The organism is Nitrospira sp. Vd2 (assembly GCF_979581665.1).
Map to the genome: position 1 here is coordinate 168,007 of NZ_CEFZSK010000039.1, position 19,580 is coordinate 187,586.

Annotated in this window: 14 protein-coding genes and 1 pseudogene; all 15 read right to left on the minus strand. The window is 62.9% G+C overall.

Annotation, left to right across the window (positions count from 1 at the left end; translation table 11 throughout):
• Positions 1-21: 21 nt before the first annotated feature.
• Entirely contained in the window at positions 22-1,116 is a 1,095-nt protein-coding gene (locus AC1U7K_RS16500) for a hypothetical protein (RefSeq protein ID WP_480252716.1), read from the minus strand.
• Positions 1,117-1,161: 45 nt separating this feature from the next.
• Positions 1,162-2,394: a hypothetical protein gene (locus AC1U7K_RS16505; protein WP_480252718.1), complete on the minus strand. Its 1,233-nt coding sequence runs from the start codon at positions 2,392-2,394 to the stop codon at positions 1,162-1,164.
• Positions 2,395-2,526: 132 nt separating this feature from the next.
• Complete coding sequence (locus AC1U7K_RS16510) at positions 2,527-2,976, minus strand: hypothetical protein (protein ID WP_480252719.1); 450 nt, start codon at positions 2,974-2,976, stop codon at positions 2,527-2,529.
• Positions 2,977-2,982: 6 nt separating this feature from the next.
• A complete protein-coding gene (locus AC1U7K_RS16515; protein WP_480252721.1) occupies positions 2,983-3,984 on the minus strand; it encodes an alkaline phosphatase family protein in 1,002 nt (333 codons plus the stop codon).
• Positions 3,985-4,351: 367 nt separating this feature from the next.
• Positions 4,352-5,113 (minus strand): nickel pincer cofactor biosynthesis protein LarB, encoded by a 762-nt coding sequence (gene larB / locus AC1U7K_RS16520; RefSeq protein WP_480252723.1) that lies wholly within the window; start codon positions 5,111-5,113, stop codon positions 4,352-4,354.
• Positions 5,114-5,115: 2 nt separating this feature from the next.
• A complete protein-coding gene (locus tag AC1U7K_RS16525; RefSeq protein ID WP_480252725.1) occupies positions 5,116-5,979 on the minus strand; it encodes a DUF6671 family protein in 864 nt (287 codons plus the stop codon).
• A 266-nt stretch (positions 5,980-6,245) separates the two neighbouring features.
• Positions 6,246-6,734, minus strand: a pseudogene (gene bioD / locus AC1U7K_RS16530) (dethiobiotin synthase); the annotation flags it as partial.
• A gap of 12 nt (positions 6,735-6,746) precedes the next feature.
• Positions 6,747-8,420, minus strand: coding sequence for a dihydroxy-acid dehydratase (ilvD, locus tag AC1U7K_RS16535; protein ID WP_480252727.1), 1,674 nt, complete (start codon positions 8,418-8,420; stop codon positions 6,747-6,749).
• A 402-nt stretch (positions 8,421-8,822) separates the two neighbouring features.
• The gene (locus AC1U7K_RS16540) at positions 8,823-9,083 is read right to left on the minus strand and encodes a hypothetical protein (protein ID WP_480252729.1); all 261 of its coding nucleotides are present in this window, start codon (positions 9,081-9,083) and stop codon (positions 8,823-8,825) included.
• A gap of 24 nt (positions 9,084-9,107) precedes the next feature.
• Positions 9,108-9,848 (minus strand): hypothetical protein, encoded by a 741-nt coding sequence (locus AC1U7K_RS16545; RefSeq protein WP_480252731.1) that lies wholly within the window; start codon positions 9,846-9,848, stop codon positions 9,108-9,110.
• A gap of 904 nt (positions 9,849-10,752) precedes the next feature.
• On the minus strand, positions 10,753-12,153 hold the full coding sequence (locus tag AC1U7K_RS16550; protein ID WP_480252733.1) for a sigma-54-dependent transcriptional regulator: 1,401 nt from the start codon (positions 12,151-12,153) through the stop codon (positions 10,753-10,755).
• Positions 12,122-14,155, minus strand: a complete 2,034-nt coding sequence (locus AC1U7K_RS16555) for an ATP-binding protein (protein WP_480252735.1) — start codon at positions 14,153-14,155, stop codon at positions 12,122-12,124. The genes AC1U7K_RS16550 and AC1U7K_RS16555 overlap by 32 nt, the downstream gene beginning before the upstream one ends.
• 99 nt (positions 14,156-14,254) lie before the next feature.
• On the minus strand, positions 14,255-14,593 hold the full coding sequence (locus AC1U7K_RS16560) for a P-II family nitrogen regulator (protein ID WP_480252737.1): 339 nt from the start codon (positions 14,591-14,593) through the stop codon (positions 14,255-14,257).
• Positions 14,556-17,783 (minus strand): DUF2309 domain-containing protein, encoded by a 3,228-nt coding sequence (locus tag AC1U7K_RS16565; RefSeq protein ID WP_480252739.1) that lies wholly within the window; start codon positions 17,781-17,783, stop codon positions 14,556-14,558. The genes AC1U7K_RS16560 and AC1U7K_RS16565 overlap by 38 nt, the downstream gene beginning before the upstream one ends.
• An 87-nt stretch (positions 17,784-17,870) precedes the next feature.
• Entirely contained in the window at positions 17,871-19,538 is a 1,668-nt protein-coding gene (locus AC1U7K_RS16570) for an NADH-quinone oxidoreductase subunit 5 family protein (protein WP_480252741.1), read from the minus strand.
• Between the last annotated feature and the right edge of the window lie 42 nt (positions 19,539-19,580).

Here is a 19,580-nt window from a genome sequence, read left to right on the forward strand (position 1 = left end):
CTCCCCGAGAGCACGACCTGGTCAATAGGCCGCTGGTCCGGAGAACGTCCGATTGGACACCAGATCCAGCACGTGCAGGCCGTCAAACTTGGCGGCCGTCTGGCCGATCGTAATCAGCCCGATGCGCCCCTCCGAAGGCAGAACGGCATCCTCGACCGCCGCCACTTGCGCGCCGTCGATGAAGACGCCCAGCCGTCCCTTGTCCACATGGAGAAAATTGATGCGTTGCACACGAAGCGTATGCCAGGGACGGGCCGCCAGTTTGACCGATACTTGCCCCAGTACCGTGGTCTGCCCGTTGCTCACTCTCCGGGTCGTGACGAGACCGGCGGCGGGCTTGAGTGTCACGGCATAAAATGTCCCGCTGTCGAGAACGGCCAGCGCGATGCCGGCTTCGCCCTGACCGTCCGGGGACACGTCTTGTATCTGCACCGCGACGTCCGGATAGGTGGTGCGGACCCGATCCGCCACCAGCAGATGCGCGCAGCTGGCTGCGGCACAAGGCCGGTTTTGGACAACCAGCTGCCCCGCTGCCGGCGCCTTGGCATCGGCGAGCACCTGCCAATCTGGCGGTTCCGCCCCCTGGGTGCTCATCGCAACGAATCCAGCGGGAAGGGCCTGCGGCGTATCCTGATCGAAATTCCACTGCCAGACGATCTCTTGGCGTGGAGGATTCGCATGAACCGCGACATCGAGAACTTCGAGGGAGCGCGGGGGACTCGGCAACACCACAGTCTGCGACTCCGGCGTCAACGCCTTCACTAGGTCGTTGGCCACCAGATGACCCCAGATCCCCTTCGCGCCGGGAACTTGATCGAGGTCCCGTTTGACCTCTTGCAGTCGCTGTTGGAGCGCCGTCAGGTCCCGCGGGACCGTCAGGGATTCCACGGCTACCACGGCATAGTCGCTGTAGAGTCTGTCTTGCGGGGTGGCAAGGAGCTTGCTGGCCTGGACCGCCTCGTCGCGCGCCTGCTGCAGCCACGGATGATCGTAGCGGCGCTCCCACGACACCCATTGAATCCGGTCCCACGCCAATTCGGTCAGCACCTGGCCGCGCAGCGGCGAGTCGGGCGGCGTCTCGGCCAGCAACCGCTCGTGGTTGGACAGGGCCAGCATCGGATCGTTGTTCCATCTGTTGAGGGCGCCGAGGCGCCGGCGTTGCTACGCGCTCGCGCGGCCCTGCGACGACACGGCTTCATAGGCAGCCAGGGCCTTATAGAGCGTGTCCGCCGCCGGCTCGTATCCTTCGGCCACAGCCGTGAGCTCCTGCCTCCACGTCTGAGCTTGCAGGGTCCAGTACAGTTCGGCCAATCTCAAGAGCGTCGCTTCGTCGCGCGCGGCCAAGCCGCCCTTCGCCACGCCTTGCTTGAGAAAAGCCAGATAGGCATCATCGCCGCGCAAGGCATTGGCCTTCGGGTCGGCCGGATCGAGGAGCAAGAGACTCGACAGCAAGCCCTCGCGCTCGGCGCTCGGGAGATGAGCCGCCCGGTTGAGCGCGTCGCGGAACTGCGCATCGCTCTCTCCCCGTTCCCACCAGCGCGCGGAGCCGATCACCAGCTCTCCCTTCAGCAAGCCTTGCGACGACTCCGACGACGTGCGTTCGAAGACGCGCCCGGCCTCGGGCCGCAACCCATAATGCGTGGTCGCGATCAGCGGGGTGCCGGGCAAGGCTTCGTTCATCACCGCCCGATCCGCCGGATATCCGAATTTGCGGAGGCCGGAGACCACGATGAACCGGGCGACGACTTCACGGACCGGGCCGAATCGGCGTTGCGTGCCGCTCACCCACCAGACTTCTTCCGGCCTCAGGGCGAGCGGAGCCGTCAGCGGATCTCCGTAGACCACTTTCACATCGACGGCCTGGCCCGTAAGGCTGACCGGATCTTGGCCGTTCACGCCGGTGAGAGCCACCGCTTGAGGAGGACTCACCCGGATCACCTTCAATTGAGGAGCCGGGCCATGCTGACGGCGAACGATGGCGGGGGACACAAACACCGCCGGGGGATATTCCTTCCATGTCTCCGTCGCCCGGTGCCGATCATGCAGTAGCCCGAATCCCACGCCCCGTCCGACTGCGTCGAACACCCCCGCCTCCGCCTCCTGTGCCACCATCTCCAGATGAGCCTTCAGCGTCTCATCCCAGCACTGCTGGACAGGCTGCCTAGGCCGCGCGTGGTCGCCAGCGCCGGTCTCGGCACGCTGCCGGCTGAGACAGCCAAGGTCAACCGCCGCCCAGGCTTCCTTCTGAGAGTTGGACAGGGCTTCGGCATACCGCAAGACGAACCGACCACCATCCTCGCTTCTTTTCACCGTGCCTTGCTTCGCGTCCACCGCCGGTGGAAGCGCGGCTCCCACAAGGAACAGGAAGAGGACTGCTAAATGTTGCCACATCATGTTCATGCTCCCGTTTTCACGATAAGGCGAGGAGCGATTGCGAAATCGTCCCGGCTGCTTCGTGCCACGCGTCCCTTCGCTTCACGCGCCTCCGTTCCCTTCTCTCGCTCCACTCCTCGCCAGACCGAACGATCAATAATCAGGCTTGCCTCCATGGGGATAGGTCCGCTTGCACTTGATGATCAAGGTCCGGGTCCCTCGCCCTTCGACACATTGATCGAGGGCGTGGGAGAATTCGATGGTTCCTTCGGGCGTCAGGCTAAACGGGAAATCGAACGTAAAACTCACAAACTTGTACGTGCCCGGCTGCAAGTGAAGTTGGCGCGCCTCGGAGGTTCGGTAGGCATCGGACGTCTCGGGATCGGAAGCCCAGATCGAAGGGGTCACACCGGGTACCTGCCACCAGCTTTGCGAGACCAATGCCGTTGGATCAATGGTAATGGTATACGCCGGTTTGGCTGCTGGCGATGCCTCCGCTGCAGCAACGGCTCCCGTCGAAACGGCCAAGGCCAGTAGCGCGCCGCTCACGCTCATCACGATGCCTTCGCCAGCATAGAACAATCTATTTGCTGAAGCAGTCATACGACACTACTGTTCCTTTCTCGGCCCGGCGGGGATGACGGCCCGATCATGGAAAATTTCTTCGACCGCACGGCTGTCCCATTCGGTGTGAGTCGTCAGCCCCAAAGTCCGCATGACTGTCGCCCCTGTGTCGATGATCGAGACCGGCTGACGAATGAGGTGGCCGCCCTTGACTCCTGCGCCGGCGGCGATCCATGGAACCCGTGGTGAGACGGCCGACGCCTGCGCGTCGAGCGAAGTCATCTCCGCTTTAGCAGGACCGCTCAATGACGTGATGAAGATCGTCGTCCGCGGAAGCAGGCCGTGCGTTTTGAAGATCTCCAGCACCGACCTCATGGCCGCATCCACCGACCGGAGCGCCTGACGATATTCCGTTGAAGCCCACCCATGGGCGCTTCCGGCGCGGCCTCCTTCCGGCAAGTGGACCACCAGAAAATGGGGCAACGACAGGATTGCATGGCCGTAGCCGTGGCCGCTCACGGCTTTATTGAAATACTGCGTGATATACGACACGATCCGATCGGGGCTGCATTCCGGCCTCAGCGGCCCGCACATCTGGTAGTCTGTATAGGGTTCCGGTTTCGCCAGCTGATACAATGATTCATCCATGAAGAAAATGGCGCTGTCACGCCCGCCGCTGAGATCGAGATAGTCGAAGACAGTCGGAGGTCTGGGGTATCCCCTGCTAAATTCGAAGGCCTCCCACGTGATGCCGTGCTTGTCGACCGGCAGCCCAGTGAGCAGGGAGGCCATGGCGGGCAGCCGAAGCGGAGGCCTAATCGTCTGGGCGGACCAGGTCACAGCCCCTTCCTTCACAAGACGACTCAGCACCGGCATGGGTCCCACCTTGAGCGCCTGCTGATCAACCCCTTCCAGCACAAAGAGGATGACGTATTCCGCGGCCGCCGGTGTCGGCTCAGGCGTTGCGGCGGAAGCATCGCACGCACCGGCAACTCCTACAAAGATCACCGCTGGAATTAGGGCACTGAACGCTGACATTCTTTTCATCCGGACCCCCTCTTGTGCGGTTGTACACAACACCACTATGCAAATGCAGGTCCTGACCGCAGTCACTCCGGCGCCTCCATGCAATAGCCACAGGACTCCGCGTAAGTCTTCATCAAATTGCTGATAACTCCACCGCCAATCCAGATAGAAGACTCCCACGTGCACGCCACAAAACCCCGTGTATAAGCACACGGCCTACACGGGCCTCCGTGCAGACCCGCACGACACGAGGTGGTGCAGCGTGGTCCGAAATCCTGTCGGAGCAAGGGAACGCGAAGGCAGGTGGGACGGAGGACTCGACCACCGTTAGCGCACGAGGCCCCAGGCCGCTGAACACCGTCAAGCCGCTCGCGACGGCGGCGTGGCCTCAGAACCGCGAGGCCGTCCTGAGAATGCGCGCCGCGGCAAACGCAGCGCCGAAACCGTTGTCGATGTTGCAGACCGTGATCCCGGAGGCGCAGCTCGTCAGCATACAGGCCAGTGCCGTCACCCCGCCGAATGCGGCCCCATATCCGACCGACGTTGGAACCGCGATCACCGGGATTGAGACCAGCCCGCCCACCGCACTGGGCAGCGCCCCTTCCATGCCCGCCACCACAATCGCCAGGGCAGTCTTGTCAAAGAGCTCGCGGCGGCTGAGAAGCCGGTGGATACCTGCGACCCCCACGTCGTAGAGACGTTCGACACGAATGCCCAGCATGCGCAGCGTCTCGGCGCACTCTTCCGCCACCGGCAGATCGGCCGTGCCTGCGCAGACGAGCGCGATAGGGAGCTTGCCGAGCGGTGCAATCGGCGCCTGTTCCCAGGTCGCTGTGCGCGCAAGCTCGTTGTAGTTCAACAAGGGCAATGTCTGCGTCACTACGCCTGCCTTCTCCTGATCGAGCCTCGTGATCAGCACATTCTGGCCGGTCCGCGCCAGTTCCCGCGCGATCCCCACGATCTGCTCAGGCGTCTTCCCCAATCCGAAGATCACCTCAGGCGTCCCCTGTCGCAACGCGCGATGGTGGTCGACCCTGGCATAGCCGAGATCGGCGAACGGGAGATCGGTGAGCTCGCGGAGCGCGTCCTCCACGTCGTGCTCGCCTGCCTGAACCTGTTCGAGGAGCGCGCGTAATCGTGCGGGTGTCATGGTCAGGGATTACAGGAGTGGCATTCCCCCGGCGACGCCGGAGTCTGTGCGCCGACCGGGACCCGTTCTTCCCGCCAGCCGCAGCCCACACAGCCCACAATCTCCAGCCGGATTCGGCGCGTGGGCAGGCCGCATGCGGCGCACGGCAGTCCCCCGCGGCGCTCCACGACCTCGAAGCCTGGCCGTCCGCAGCGCGGGCAGCCGCTCAAGGCCAGGCGCGCCAGATCCCGGGCGGCCCGCTCGATGGCCTGCATCCGTGTGGGATTGACGTGCGCGCGCATATCGCTCTCGACGTGCGCCGCGCCGCCGCGACCGAGCAGCTCGCGGACCGCGCTCTCGAGCGACTCGGAAGTCGTCAAGCCCTTGTACAGCCCCTGGGCGGGATCCGGTCGGCCGTCGGACACGCCCATCGCGACCACGGCGTGCGAGGGGAATCCGACGCTCTCGGCGAACGCCAGCGCGTCCGCCACGCTGCTCACCAGACGGGACCCGCAGTTGGTGTCGGCGGTCAGGTCCGCTCCGACGAGTTCGATCCCCGCATCCCGATCCACCAGCACGATGAGCTCTCGCCCGCCAGCGACGAACGGCAACCAGGGACGCGGCCCGAAACTACCTTCGCTCGCGACCCCGAAGGCGGCCTCGGGTACAGTCTCCAGCGCTGCGCGGGCCTTCAGGCGTGCAGTCTCGAGTTGCGTCCCGGGACGAGGCACGTCCCGCGTAAAGGTCCCGAAGCGGTCGGTGTCGATCTTGAGGCACACCTCAACCCGAAGCCCAAGAAGCTCCTCCAGGACCGGGGCAATCCCTTGCTCCTTGCGGTGCATCGTGGCCAGCACCGCGAGGCGCCCTCTGAATGGGGACTCAGCCATCGGTCTCCGAGCAAGAGACAGATCGTGAAGCCGTGCGCCACCCCAATACGGAGGCGATCAGCAGTGGACGAAGAGCCCGTCGATAGGCGGCCTGCTGGCGGACAGGATCCGGCACGTACGGAACCGGCCCCAGAACCGGCACCCCATGCCGTCGCCGGAGCCACTCCGCGTTGTCCCGCTCGGACGGGTCGCTCGCGTCCATACTCTTTCTTTGTCAAGAGAACCGCCCGGACCGTGGTGCCCCGCCGCGCCAGCGCCTCCAGCGACAGGCCGGTATGGTTCAAGGTCCCCAGCCCGGCGCGCGCTACCAGGAGAACCGGAACGTTCAAGGCCTCGATCAGATCGATCATATCGCGCCGCGTGTCGACGGGGACGAAGAGCCCGCCCGCCCCTTCAAGGACCAGTGGGCGCCTGCCAAAGGAGCGGGCCAGCGCGACAACACGGGCGAACGACGGCGTTTCCTTGCGCCGCGCCGCCGCTACGCCCGGTGCCAGCGGCGCCCGATATCGAAACAGGCAGATGCGATCTATGGGGTCGTCGCACCGGGCCGCGACTTTTAAGGCTATGGCATCAGGGGGCCGATGCCGGTTGACACAGCCGCTCTCATAGGGTTTCATCGCCGCCGGCCGCAGCTCAACGGCGGCCAGCAGGGAGAGGACCGCGCAAGCCGCTTCGCTCTTGCCCACGCCGGTGTCGGTTCCTGTGACGAAGAGGCGGAACTCCTTCCCGTCTGTCGGCGCCCCATTCCTTTCCATCAGGTGAATCCGTCAGTCCGTCACCGCTCCTGTGCTGGCGCTCGACACCTGCTTGGCGTACTTCGCCAGGACACCGCGCGTGTAACGCGGCGCGGGCGGTCGCCAAACGGCACGGCGGCGGGCGAGTTCTTCGCCAGACACATTGAGCTGCAATAGGCGCTGTTCCGCGTCCATCGTCACCGAGTCGCCCTCCTTAACCAGCGCGATGGTCCCGCCCACCGCGGCTTCCGGCGCGACGTGGCCGACCACCATGCCGTAAGTGCCGCCGGAGAAACGTCCGTCGGTGATCAGACCGACGGAGTCCCCCAGGCCCTGGCCCACGAGGGCTGCAGTAGGCGAGAGCATTTCGCGCATGCCGGGACCGCCCCTGGGGCCTTCATAACGGATCACCACCACATCGCCCGCCTCGATCTTGCGCGCGAGAATGGCCTCCATGCAGGCCTCTTCCGATTCAAACACCCGCGCGGGGCCGGTGATCTTGGGTATCTTCACCCCGCTGGTCTTGGCCAGCGCCCCTTCTACGGCAAGATTGCCTTTGAGGATGGCGAGATGGCCGTGCTGGTACAGCGGCCTGGCCCAGGGCCGGATGACATCCTGATCGGCGCGCGGCTCATCCGGCACGTCCTTCAGTGTCTCGGTGATGGTGCGACCAGTCACGGTCAGCGCGTCACCGTGCAGCAGGCCATGGGCAAGCAGCATTTTCATAACCTGTGGAATGCCGCCCGCGCGGTGCAAATCCGTCGCCACGTAGCGCCCGGACGGTTTCAGATCGCACAGCACCGGTACGCGCTGGCTGAAGGCCTCGAAATCATCGAGTGTCAGCGGCACCTGCACGGCGTGCGCGATGGCGGGCAGGTGCAGAACGGCGTTCGTGGAACCGCCCAGCGCCATCAAGACCGCGATGGCATTTTCGAACGCCTGGCGGGTGAGAATATCACGCGGAAGTATTCGTCTGCGGATGGCCTGCACCAGCATCTCGGCTGACTGCGCCGCGCTGTCGGCCTTTTCCCCATCCGCCGCCGCCATGGTCGAGGAGTACGGCAGGCTCATGCCCATGGCCTCAACAATCGACGCCATCGTGTTCGCGGTATACATGCCGCCACAGGAGCCCACGCCCGGGCAGGCGCGGCGCTCGATTTCCAGCAGCTCCTGTTCGTCTATTGTCTGCGCGCTGTACTGACCGACCGCTTCAAAGGCGCTCACGATGGTGAGATCGCAGCCTTTGTAGTGGCCGGGCTTGATGGTGCCGCCGTAGACGAAGATAGCGGGGATGTTGAGCCGGGCGATGGCGATCATGGCGCCCGGCATGTTTTTATCGCAGCCGCCAAGGGCGAGCACGCCGTCCATGCTCTGGCCGTTGCAGACGGTTTCAATGGAATCGGCAATCACCTCCCGGGAGACCAGCGAGTACTTCATGCCTTCCGTGCCCATGGCGATGCCGTCGGAGATCGTGATGACGCCGAAGACTTGCGGCATGGCCCCCGCCGCCCTGAGGGCCTGCTCCGCACGGGTCGCCAACACTCCCAACCCTGCGTTGCAGGGGGTGATCGTGCTGTGGCTATTGGCCACGCCCACGATCGGCTTGTCGAAGTCGCCGTCGCCGAAGCCGACGGCCCTCAATAAGGCGCGGTTGGGAGACCGCGGAATTCCCTCCGTGACGGCTCGACTCCTGCGATTATCGGGCATGCCGTTCCTTTCATTCAGTCATTCATGCCGAGGCCCGCAGGTCGCTCCTGAAACCGTTGCACCCTCGAAGCTCATTCGGATGCCATCACTTCTTTTCTGTTCTACTCCACCAAACAGGCAAAGGCTGTTCCACATCCAGTCACACGCTGATGACGGACGTCGGCTTACCTCCTAACCCAAGAAATGTTCATCACCCGCGCATACACGATCCGGAATTGTGAGCGGCGACGCTTGGATGTGGCTCTCTGTCTCAATATCGACAGGTCGTGAGCGGATGCACGGATGCACCGGATACAGTGCGGCCCTGCACAGCGACCAACAGGGTGGGGGAGAGCAAGAACCTGGAGGAGCAAGAGTCGGAAACAGCACTCGTGAGCCTGGTTGGGATCGGCTTACACGGCTCTACTGTTCCACCTTTTGAATGTAGGCGGCATGCCCGGCACCGCCGATGTAGACCCGCACTTCATCATCGACTTGAACCCGATCGCGATGAGACGCGTCATCTGCATGGACCGCCCACACTGTTCCGCCGTAATCTCGTATCACGTATTGGTTCTGGTCGATGGAGAGAACCGTTCCTCGGACACCGTTAAGGCCACAACCTTGAAGAATCAGACTCAGGCTCACAGCCGCGGTCCACATGACAACGCCACCAAATACCATAGCAACCCTCCTTGTCTGCTACCATCAGCGAAAAGGAAAGAGGTCATCAAGCAAAAATCGCAGCCCGATCTGGAGCGTATAATTCCACCCTGGGCCGGCCTCAATTCCAGCGGCTCCGAGGCCCGAACCGATTCCCCCGTCGTGAACACCTCGGAGGACAAGATCCCACTGGAGATTCGGGGTCTTGTACCAGCGGAACCCGACCTGATAGGCGGGAAATTCTTCCTCGAAGCTGAACGGATCCCCGTCGAAGGCTTCGCCCAGGACTCGAAGTTCGCGGCTGATCGGCGTGATCACCTCGAAGCCGGCGGCCCAGTAGAGTTTGTTGCTCCATCGCCCCCCGAGCCCGGCGTTGTATTGCCCTTTGCTTCCGATATTGACGTGAATGGCCAGGCCATTGTCGTAGGGATCGGTGCTGTCTTCAGGGGTAAAGAGGAACCAACTGACGTGCAGCATGTTATAGGTGTTCCAGAGCTGGCGGTTCCCGCTGAGCGGCGCCAACACGGCTGCGGCTGCAGAGACCGAGGGGACAAGACCAAAAGAACGGTACAAGACATACTTGGGCTGAAACACCAGGTCCTGTGGCGTCATCTTGTTGTTCTCATACTGAAACCCGAAGCCACCCCCAATGAGTTCCAAGCGATCAGAGACGGAGGTGCCCTGCAGGGAACGGACCTCAAAGCCCGGCTGACGGCCCCGGCTGACGGTGATGCCCCCGAAGTTTTCGACTTCCAGTTTGTCCTGGATAGACGACGCGGGCGTCATCGGTCACAAACGGTCGCACCGCCAATGCTTCCAAGGGAAGTCGCGGATATCCGTGCAGCGCCGCTCGGGCCTCCGCGTGAGCGGGGGTACGAATGTGAGAAGGAGGATTCTTATGAGAAAGAATCGGCATGAGCGTCATGATGAGGCTCTCTATCGCCCGTCCTCGTAGGTCGGGCGGAACCTCCCATGACGCTCGTGGATCAGAACACGAAATGGAGAGGCGCGCGAGCGCCCACGGATACAGTGGCAGACCTTGAGGTGGTTGGGCCTATGTGAGGCTGACTGCTACCATCAGGATCCATTCTCGTCTCTCCCACACTCGTCCCTTATGCGCCGATCCAGCGGTGCACGAAAGGGGACGCGATTGAGTCGCGACGCCTCTTGTACAGACAGCACGACTGCTTGTCAAGCGCAAACTCTCCTGATCAGGCCTTGGCTTCAATCCGCCCGGTTGGATGTTCGGCAACACCGGCCGATGTTCGTTATGGATCGGGATTGCAGCCTTCAAAGATGGCTTCGCATCGGGCCGAAGAATCGGTTGCGCTCGGAACAGAGTGATAGCCGATGTCCGTGACCCGATCTCCCTCCAGCCGCACCCTTGCCCAGCACGCATCGTGGGGCCGTGGGAAACTGCCTCTCGATGTCGGAAACGATTTGTCCAACATCGACGCTCCCTTGTAATACCGCAGGATAACGCCCTCGTCCTGGACCTCATCACGGATCGGCTGACCGGCACAGGCCAGAAGAGCTTCTTTGGTCTTGCCGAGGGTGGCTTCCCGATTCGGGAACAGTCTCCCTGGCTCGGAGGCCCCACACCCCTGCAAGGAAGACAGTCCCGTGACATGAGGATCAACGCCGTTAAACCCTGGTGGCATCGTCGATGGAGCATCACGATCTTGCACCGTTACTTCTTCCTGCGCCGGTCCAGCAGCCAGCGGTTGATCCCGAGATACTTCGCCGCGAGGGTTTTGTTGCCGCCCGTCCGTTCGAGCGCCTCCTGGATGAGGTCATTCTCCAGGTCGAATAAGGACCGATCTCCCAGACGGAACGAGAGATGAACCATCATGGGATCCGAGCCCGGAGCAGCCGAGACCGGCGCCGCCGTGGCGAGAATCCCGGCGGCCCGGCTGGTGTCCTTGAGATCCGCCGGAAAATGAGACGCTTCCAACGCCGTCCCGTTGCAGAAAATGACGGCACGCTCGATCAGGTTGTTCAGTTCCCGCACATTGCCCGGAAACCGGTAGGCCTGGAGCAGTTGCCGGGCGGACTCGGCGATCGTCCGGACCGGCTTCTTGAGCGCGAGGGCGGACCGCAGCAGAAACTGCTCGGCGAGCGGGAGGATATCCTCCTGGCGCTCTCGCAAGGGCGGCACCGTCAACGTGACCACGTTCAGGCGGAAGTACAGATCTTCACGGAACTCGCCCTTGGCCACCGCGTCCTTCAAGTCCCGGTTGGTCGCTGCCATGAAGCGGACATCGACAGGCATCGTGCCGGTGCCCCCCACGCGGCGCAACGTCCGTTCTTCGATCACGCGCAGCAATTTCGCCTGCAACGCGAGGGGGAGATCGCCGATCTCGTCAAACAGCACGGTGCCCCCCTCGGCCAGCTCGATCAGCCCGCATTTGCGTCCCCCGGCGCCTGTGAACGAGCCTTTTTCATGCCCCAACAGCTCGCTTTCGAACAGCTCGCGGGGAATGGCCGGGCACTCCACTTCGACGTAGGGATCGGCGGCTCGAGCGCTATTGTAATGGATGACGCGGCCCGTGAATTGTTTGCCCGTCCCGGTTTCTCCCTGCAGCAAGACGGTCACGCGGTCGTTCCGCGCCATCTCGCGGGCTTGGTGCATCAGCGCCTGCATCGCGGGGCTGTGGGCGATCACCGCCTCGATGGCATACCGCTGGGCCTCCTGGCCGCTCTGCAATTTGACGCGCCGGGCCAGCGCCAGCATTTCGGTCGCCCGCCGGAGCGCCAGCACGAGATCGTCCAATTCGATCGACTTGGCGATGAAGTCGAAGGCGCCCAGTCGCATCGCTTCGACCGCGTCCTTGACCGTTCCGCGCGCCGTCAGCATGATGACCGGAACCTCCGGGTCGAGTTGCCGCACGCGGCCCAGCACCTCGAGCCCCGACATCTGGGGCATGACGAGATCGAGGACGATGACATCCGGCATCGTCTGTTGCAGCGCCGCGACGGCCTCCTCCCCGGACGCCGCCGTCTCCACAAGGTACCCGATGTCGCTGAGTCTGAGCGCGAAGGCTTCCCGGACGGAGCGCTCATCCTCGACTAACAAGACTCTCCAGGCCATCTCGCTCCTGCTGTTTGACCGGCAGCCAAATTTCCACAATCGCTCCCTGTCCCGGCGGACTCTTGATCGTGAATTGCCCGCCGTGCCGCTCCACAATATCGCGACTGATGGTCAGGCCCAACCCCACCCCTTTCGCCTTCCCGCTCGTAAAAAACGGTTCATGAATGCGATCAAGATCCTCGGGCGGGATGCCCGGACCGGAGTCTTCGAACGTGATCATGACGCCCTCGTGCCCTCCCAGGGTGGCGGGCTTGGTCCGCACCGTGAGCCGTCCGCCCTGCGACATGACCTCAATGGCGTTCATCATCACGTTCAGCCAGACCTGCTGCAGGTGCCCCCGCGAGGCTTCGACCACCGGCAGCGCCGGGGTCACGTCCGTCACAACCTCCACGCCGGTGGCCTTCAGCTTGCTCTGCAACAAGGCCAGGGTGTCTTCGAGCAGGGCCGGCAGATCGCAGGGACGAAATTCAAACGACCGCTTCGGCAATTGGCCGAGATGGGATTGGAGGATCTCGTCGATGCGGCGCGCTTCCTGGGCGATCAGGCGGCACCGGGCTCGTACGGGTTCCTCCAACACCGTCTGCTCCGCCAGGTGCGTGGCCAGACTGCCGATCCCGATCAACGGATTCCGGATCTCGTGCAGGATGCCGCCAGCCAACTGGCCCACCAGCTTCACCTGTTCGGTGTGACGCAGCGCCTCCAATATGCGCTCGCGCTCCGTGAGGTCGGTCAGAATGGCGAGCACGTACCGGATCGTTCCGCCCGGATCCCTGACCGGGCTGATGCTTTCCCAGGCAAGAAATTCCGAGCCGTCCTTGCGCCGGTTGATGATCCGATCCGTGAAGGGCGTCCCTGCCCGCACCACCTGCCAGATCCGTTCATAAAACTCCGGGGGATGCTTGCCCGATTTCAGGATCGCCGGGGTCTGCCCGAGCACTTCATCACGCGTCCAGCCGGCCATCCGTTCCATGGCCGGATTCCATTCCAGCAACCGGCCGTTCGTGTCCGTGAGCATCACGCCGTCCTGGACCAGCTCGAACAGGCGATGGTAGAGCTGAAGCTGCGTCTCATCCCGACGCCAGCGTTCCAGCACCGAGGCGACCGTGTTGGCGACCGAGAAGAGGAACTCCAGTTCCTTGTCGGAAAAGTCGCGCACGGACTTGCAGTGCGCACCCATGACCCCATAGACCCGATTCTGCACCATCATGGGCACACTCATCCCGGCGATCCCTCCGTGGTCCGCGAGCAACTGCGAGGGGGTGAAGCGCGTCTCGGTGCGGACGTCCCGCACCACGACCGGTTGTCGCTCCCGAATCGCATAGCCGGCCTGTGAATGCGTCCCTCCCTCTACCGTGAGGCTCCCGATGAGCCCCTCGCGCCAGCCGACTCCGGCCACGAGATAGAGATCTTCTTCCGACTCGCGCGGGATCAAGATCTTGCACAGCTCGACGTTGAGAGCCTCCGCGGTCAACCGGACCGCCTCGTTCATGACCTCTTGCACCGCTGCCCCGCTCACGGCAAGCGACGCGATACGCGCGAGCACCGACTGGTACCGGCCGACCGCCTCGGCTTCAGCCGCCGTCCGCTCCTGCAACGTCACGTTCTCGACCACGATGAGGACCGCCTTGCGGTCGTGACACGGCACGACCACCCATCGCCCTTCGTAGGCCAGCGGTCCCCCCGCCAGACTGCCTCCGCGGTAGCGGCGGACCTGGCGGGTGCCGACAGCATGCTGTGCCAGTGCTGCAGCTTCGGCCAGTAGCCTGGTCTTCGTAACCCAGGGCACGAGTTCGCGGGCCTGCTGCGCGTCGAAGCGAGGCCGCACTTCCTCGGCCTCGCTCAGGATGGTCTGAAAGCGGGCGTTCTGGAACAGCAATTCGCCGTCCGACACGATCGCCACGCCGCCCGGGGAGCTCTCCCCAATCCAGGCCAACAGGTCGTCCATCGAGGCGCCTTGCCGGGCGAGAGCGCCGAGCGAGGCATCGATCATCGTCCGGTCCATGCGTGGTTCCCCAATGAAGACTCCTGGGAGAGGCCGGCACAGTCGATTGACCTGCTCCTCGACCATCGAGCACGAGGGTGGAAAGGAAGGCGGTGGAGACTATCGTGAACCGGGCGCCCCAAAATATTCGCGGCGACTCACCGCCACGTCGCTGACAAACATGGCCCCGGAATGTTTGTTGAACAGAGGACTCAGGCCCGCCAAGATCGGCTCGATCCGCTCATCCGGGACTACCGTGAAGACGACGACCTGACTGCTCGTGTCGTTGAACAGCAGATGGCCTTCGTGGAACCCGTGATGGCCTTTTCCGGACACATTATGAATGATGGTGTACCCGGTCGCGCCGACGCGATCAAGCAGGTCGGTCACGAACTTGAGGTTGTCGCCTTGCACCACGATCTTAATTTCCTTCATGGGATGCAGCGTAAGTCCGCCCATCGGCTCCTCCTTGCCAGACCGTCCAGCCGGTCATCGGTTCATACAAGTACAACATGTTTTCGTCGGGATCCAGCGCGACGAGCGACACCCATTCGTGATCGAACAATCGTTCAAGTAACGGATGCTTCACGATGATTGCGCGAATCCGGTCTTTCGGGGCCTCGATCACAGTCAGCAATCGCATCGGTTCGTGATAGGGTTCCGGCCCGTTCAAGACCGTTTGGGCCGGCAGCCCGATCCGCAGGTCGCTGCTGACCCCGCTCATGACGCCGACCCGGGCGACCACATTATGATAGACCTTGCTGCCGCTCCCGTAGACCTCGTTATCGACGGTGGAGAAATAATGCTCCATGTTGATCCATTGCGCGACCACGAGGGGCGCGGTCATGATCGTTTCCAACAGCTTGCCCGATTCGTCCTGCCGGTGGTCGTAGGAGTGGAGGAAGGACCGCCCCTGCAAGTTGAGGGGGCGGGTCAATTCCCGTCGCCCGACAATCAAGAGGCTGTTCCTCGACAGTCCCCATTCGGGGCGGACCTGGGCCCAGTCTATAGTCCTCTCTCTGGCTTTCATCTGAGCCACGCCGGCCTGCTGCGCGGCCGCCAGGCCATCCAGCGCCACACCGCGCTCCCGGGCGGCCTGGGCCCCGGCTTCTCGGAGGTCGGAGAGCAACCGCGCCAGATCTTTTCGATGGGTTGCCGGCACGTCTTCCAGATCGACGATCCGCACCTCGTCGCAGGTGGTGTCATGCTCGGCAGCCACGAAGTGGGTATCGCTCGGGATCTTGATGCCTCGCGCCTGCAGTGCGTCGCGAACGGCCGGCCGGTTCGCCATCGCGGCGAAGGCCCTGGCGTTCGGCAGCCCATGATTGCCCCCGCAGGCGCCGCAGTCCAACGCCGACTCATAGGGATTGTTCTCCGAGGTACTGCCATGGGCGCAGAAGACGACCAGTCGCGCGAACCCTGACGTCAATCCCATCAGCCGGAGCCCCGCTTCAACGCCATAGGCCTGTTCCGCGATGGTAAATCCGTGCTGCGTAATGCGGTGAAGTCGGCCCGAGATTCCACGCGGGGTGAGGTTCACCTCCCGCCTCAGTCGATCATAGAGGGCGTCCTCTTCGGCCGGCGACATCCCCAACACCGCGGCGATGTCAATACCGGTCCGCTCGGCGGTCGGCTCCACTGCCCGGCGGCGAACCGTCTCGATCAGCGCCGGCGAGAGCGCGGCACCTCGTAGATGGAGTTCGGTCCGAAGAATTTCCCGTATCTGCGCGCGCTGCTCCGTGGCGACCATTTCTTCCGCTTCGTCCCTGGACAACTTGTCGATCGTCAGGGTCGTCGCCAGCGGCGCCAGCAACAGGCGCGCCACCCAGTGCTTTACCCGATGGTACCAGAGCGGACAGAGCGTTTTCCCGAACAGGGGAAGGCTGAAGAACCACCCCAGCGCTTCGACCATTACATACGGGGTCACGACGTTTTCCTTCAGATCATGCAAGAGTGTATGCCCCGCCTTGCTGAGTTGCGTCGCAACCCGATGCCGCTCTGCTGCTTGCCCCTGGTAGCTTCGGGGCACCTCCCTGATCTGGTTCTTGGGTTTGAGCAACACGGGACAATGCGTCACACCGTGTTCCGCGCCGAACGATCGATACTCCAACGGAATGCCGAAGAAGCCGGCCAACCCGAAGGTCTCATACCCCCCGAGGTCTTCCAGATGCCGCCGAAACACCTCGGACCGTACATCGATGCAGAACACCAATTGCGCGAAACACCGGGACGATCGGTGTGATTCATCGGAGCAGTCGCTCGATCGCACCTGTTGGGTTGCGCGAACGATTGGCTCGATCATCTGTTCGCGATGACGCCGTTCCAAGGCTTCGAGCCACCGTTGGCCTTGCTGTGAGGGGGGAAACCCGTCCAGCCAGTTGAGCAGCGTCATGACATCGGAAGGAGTCGTCTCGGTGATGGCTTCGGTGCTCACCCCCGCAACCGCTGCGAGCGCCAGCAACTGCTTCCTTGACCGCTGTACGGCCTCCGTTGCGCGCCACTCGGCTGTCTCCTCGTAGAGTCGCCTCCCCAGAGTGTCCCACTCCTGCGAAAGCCTCTCTTTCCGGGAGCCTCTCAGTTGACGAGCCTGTGCCCCAACCAACGGGGGAAGCGTTCCACTGACGAGACCACGGCGAAGCCAATAGGCATAGGGAGCGCAATCCATATAGTCACGCATCGCCTCAGCGTGTCCGGCGATGCCAAGCCGATGCCGGCAGGTGACGGCCACCAATTCCCGCTCATAGAACAACCGCACGGCCAGGTACTTCACAAGGTCAATGGGATAGCTGATCTGCCAGGGATAGGCCGGTTCGGTGGCCCGCCATTTGATGAAGCCCGTCCAACCCGGCAAGGCAGCCAAGTGCAGGGACAGATAGGATTCCCACGCCGACTTCGGGATCTTCATGATCGTCAGGCTGCGAAGCAGAGCATCTTCCGGCCTGTCCTCCAGCGACGCGATCTTTTGTGCCCCGTCCTTGATCCCCAGCAACCGCAGACTGGCATCGTATCGGGCGAGCGCCTTCCAGGCACGGTAGAACGTCTCCTCTCGGCGCGGCATGGCCCAGGCTGCTTCACCTTCGTCCAAGAAGACACTGCACCACTTGATCATCTGCTCATTGATCGTCGGAACCAGCTTGGTTCCCAGGATGCGATCGCACCACATTGCAAGGGTCTCCTCCGAGACGAGCTTCGCCGGGTCGCATGGAACGCAGGGCCCCCCTGGCCTGCTGAGCCCCTGCCCCAAAGACTGCGTGAGCCATGATGTCAGTGGCTCGACCGCTTCATCCGCTCGCGAGCCGTCGCCGGAGGCCCCTGACTCTGGTTCAGCCAACCCATGGACCATGGACAAGCGCAGCACCTCAAGATGCGAGAATTCGCGTCCGCCAACCATCACGCGCTTGTCGCTGGCCACTCGTGAAAGCACCGCAGTGAGATCCTCGGCACGAATGCGGCCCTGCGCAAAGTACCGGCGATAGGCAGCGTTGGGAAGATAGCCGCGGCCACCGAAGAGTTCTTCGCCTCGCTTGACGGCTTGATCAAAGACCAGCCCCTCCAGCCCATGCAAAGGATTGTGGTGAATGAACGTCCGCATGGGCCAGTACTGCGCGATCACCTCACTCGCTAACTGCACATAGGAGCGCAGCTCCATGCGCTCCGCATCCGAGCATCTGATCTGTTCTCCGCCCATTCGGTTCCTGTCCGCCTCCGAGCCAGTGCCTCGCGCACCCATTATATCTCAATAGGTCCGACGGAAATGCCGGCCCACCGCGCGCACGAAGTCTTCCACATAGAGCCCGTTGAGGAACGCCACGTAGGCCCTCACCCGCAGCTGCTCCAGCCAGGCAGGCCTCAGCAGCCTGACCCCATGCGCCTTCCCGTACAGGACGACCCACACCATGATCACGAGGAACGCGGAGCAGGCCACGAAGACATCGAACAGGCCTCGGTTCCATTCCGCGGCTTGGAAATAGCGGGCAGCCTCTCCCGGCGCGGGATATAAGAAGTGCGTGAACGCATGCCCCGCCCAGAGATACGTGAACCCGATGAGCGAGAGCGCGCCCAGCATGGTCGCCGAGATCTTCCAGGAGGCAACGGCCTTCATCCGATACAAACTGAACACGGCCTGCGACGACGTGACCCAGCCGAAGAAGAGGAAGATCACGGCTCCCTGCTCCTCGAGCAACGGAATCTGCACGAGCCCATGCGCGGCAAGCAGGATGGTTAACGGCAGAACCAGCGTGACCACAAAGCCGGTCGCCCACGTCGCCGGCGAAAAGGTGCCGGGTTCTTCTGGCCCGGCCGGCGGCAACTTGAAGTCGGTTCGGGCCTTATGAATATTGGCGCCTGAGTTGAGGAACAGGGTGGCCTTAAAGAGGCCGTGCGCGCAGAGATGAAACACCGCGAGCGCAAAGGCGCCCAATCCGCACTCCATCACCATGTACCCCATTTGCCCCATCGTTGAGTAGACCAGGGTTCGCTTGATACTGGATTGGGTCAGCATCGTCGCGGCGCCGATCAAGGCGGTGAGCCCCCCGATCAGAAACAGCAGGTGGAGCGTCGTGGGGGCCGCGCCATAGAGGGGGGCGAGTCGGTTGACGAGAAATCCGCCGGCATTGACGATGCCCGCATGTAACAGGGCCGAGACCGGCGTCGGCGCTTCGATGGTTCCCGGCAGCCAGATATGAAAGGGAAATTGCGCCGATTTCGTCATCACCGAAATCAACAAGAGCAGCGTGGCCAGAGAAGCCACGTCAAATTCCACCCTGATACCCAGCCATACAAACGACGGATGGGGCGCACTTGGCAGCCGTGCGAACAATTCCCCGAGATCGAGTGTCCCGTAAGCCGCGTACAACACGAGGACAGCGAGAAGAAACGCCCCGTCACCGATGCCTTGAATCCATAACGTTCGCCGGCCGGCGACTCTCGCCGCCTGACTGTTCGTATTGAACGAAACCAGCGCGACGAGCAGCCATGTGACCAGATGCCAACAGAGAAACAGCCAGAAGACATTTCCAGTTGCGACAAGGCTGAGGAGCACGAACGTGAGGGCACCCATCAGGCTGAAAAACCGGATATATCCTTGATCGCCCACCATATAGCGCTGCGAATACGCATGGATAACCAGACTGACCAGACTGATCAGGACCAACATGACGGCCGCGAGCCGATCGACGATCACGGAATAATTGAACAGGCCTGACCGGGTCGTCACGACCGTGAACCGCACGCCACCATCCTGCGAGACAAGAATCAGAGTTGAAATGGAGGCGAGCACGGAGAGCCAGAGCGCCGCGATCCCGATGCGCGCGCTTCGTTCCCCCATCTGCGATCCAAACAAGGCGATCACAAGGGCACCGAGCAGCGGAGCCGTGATGGCGGTAACAGGGAAGATGAGTTCCATAGAGTGAGCCCTGAGAGTTAGTCCTGTGAATAGCAAACTGCC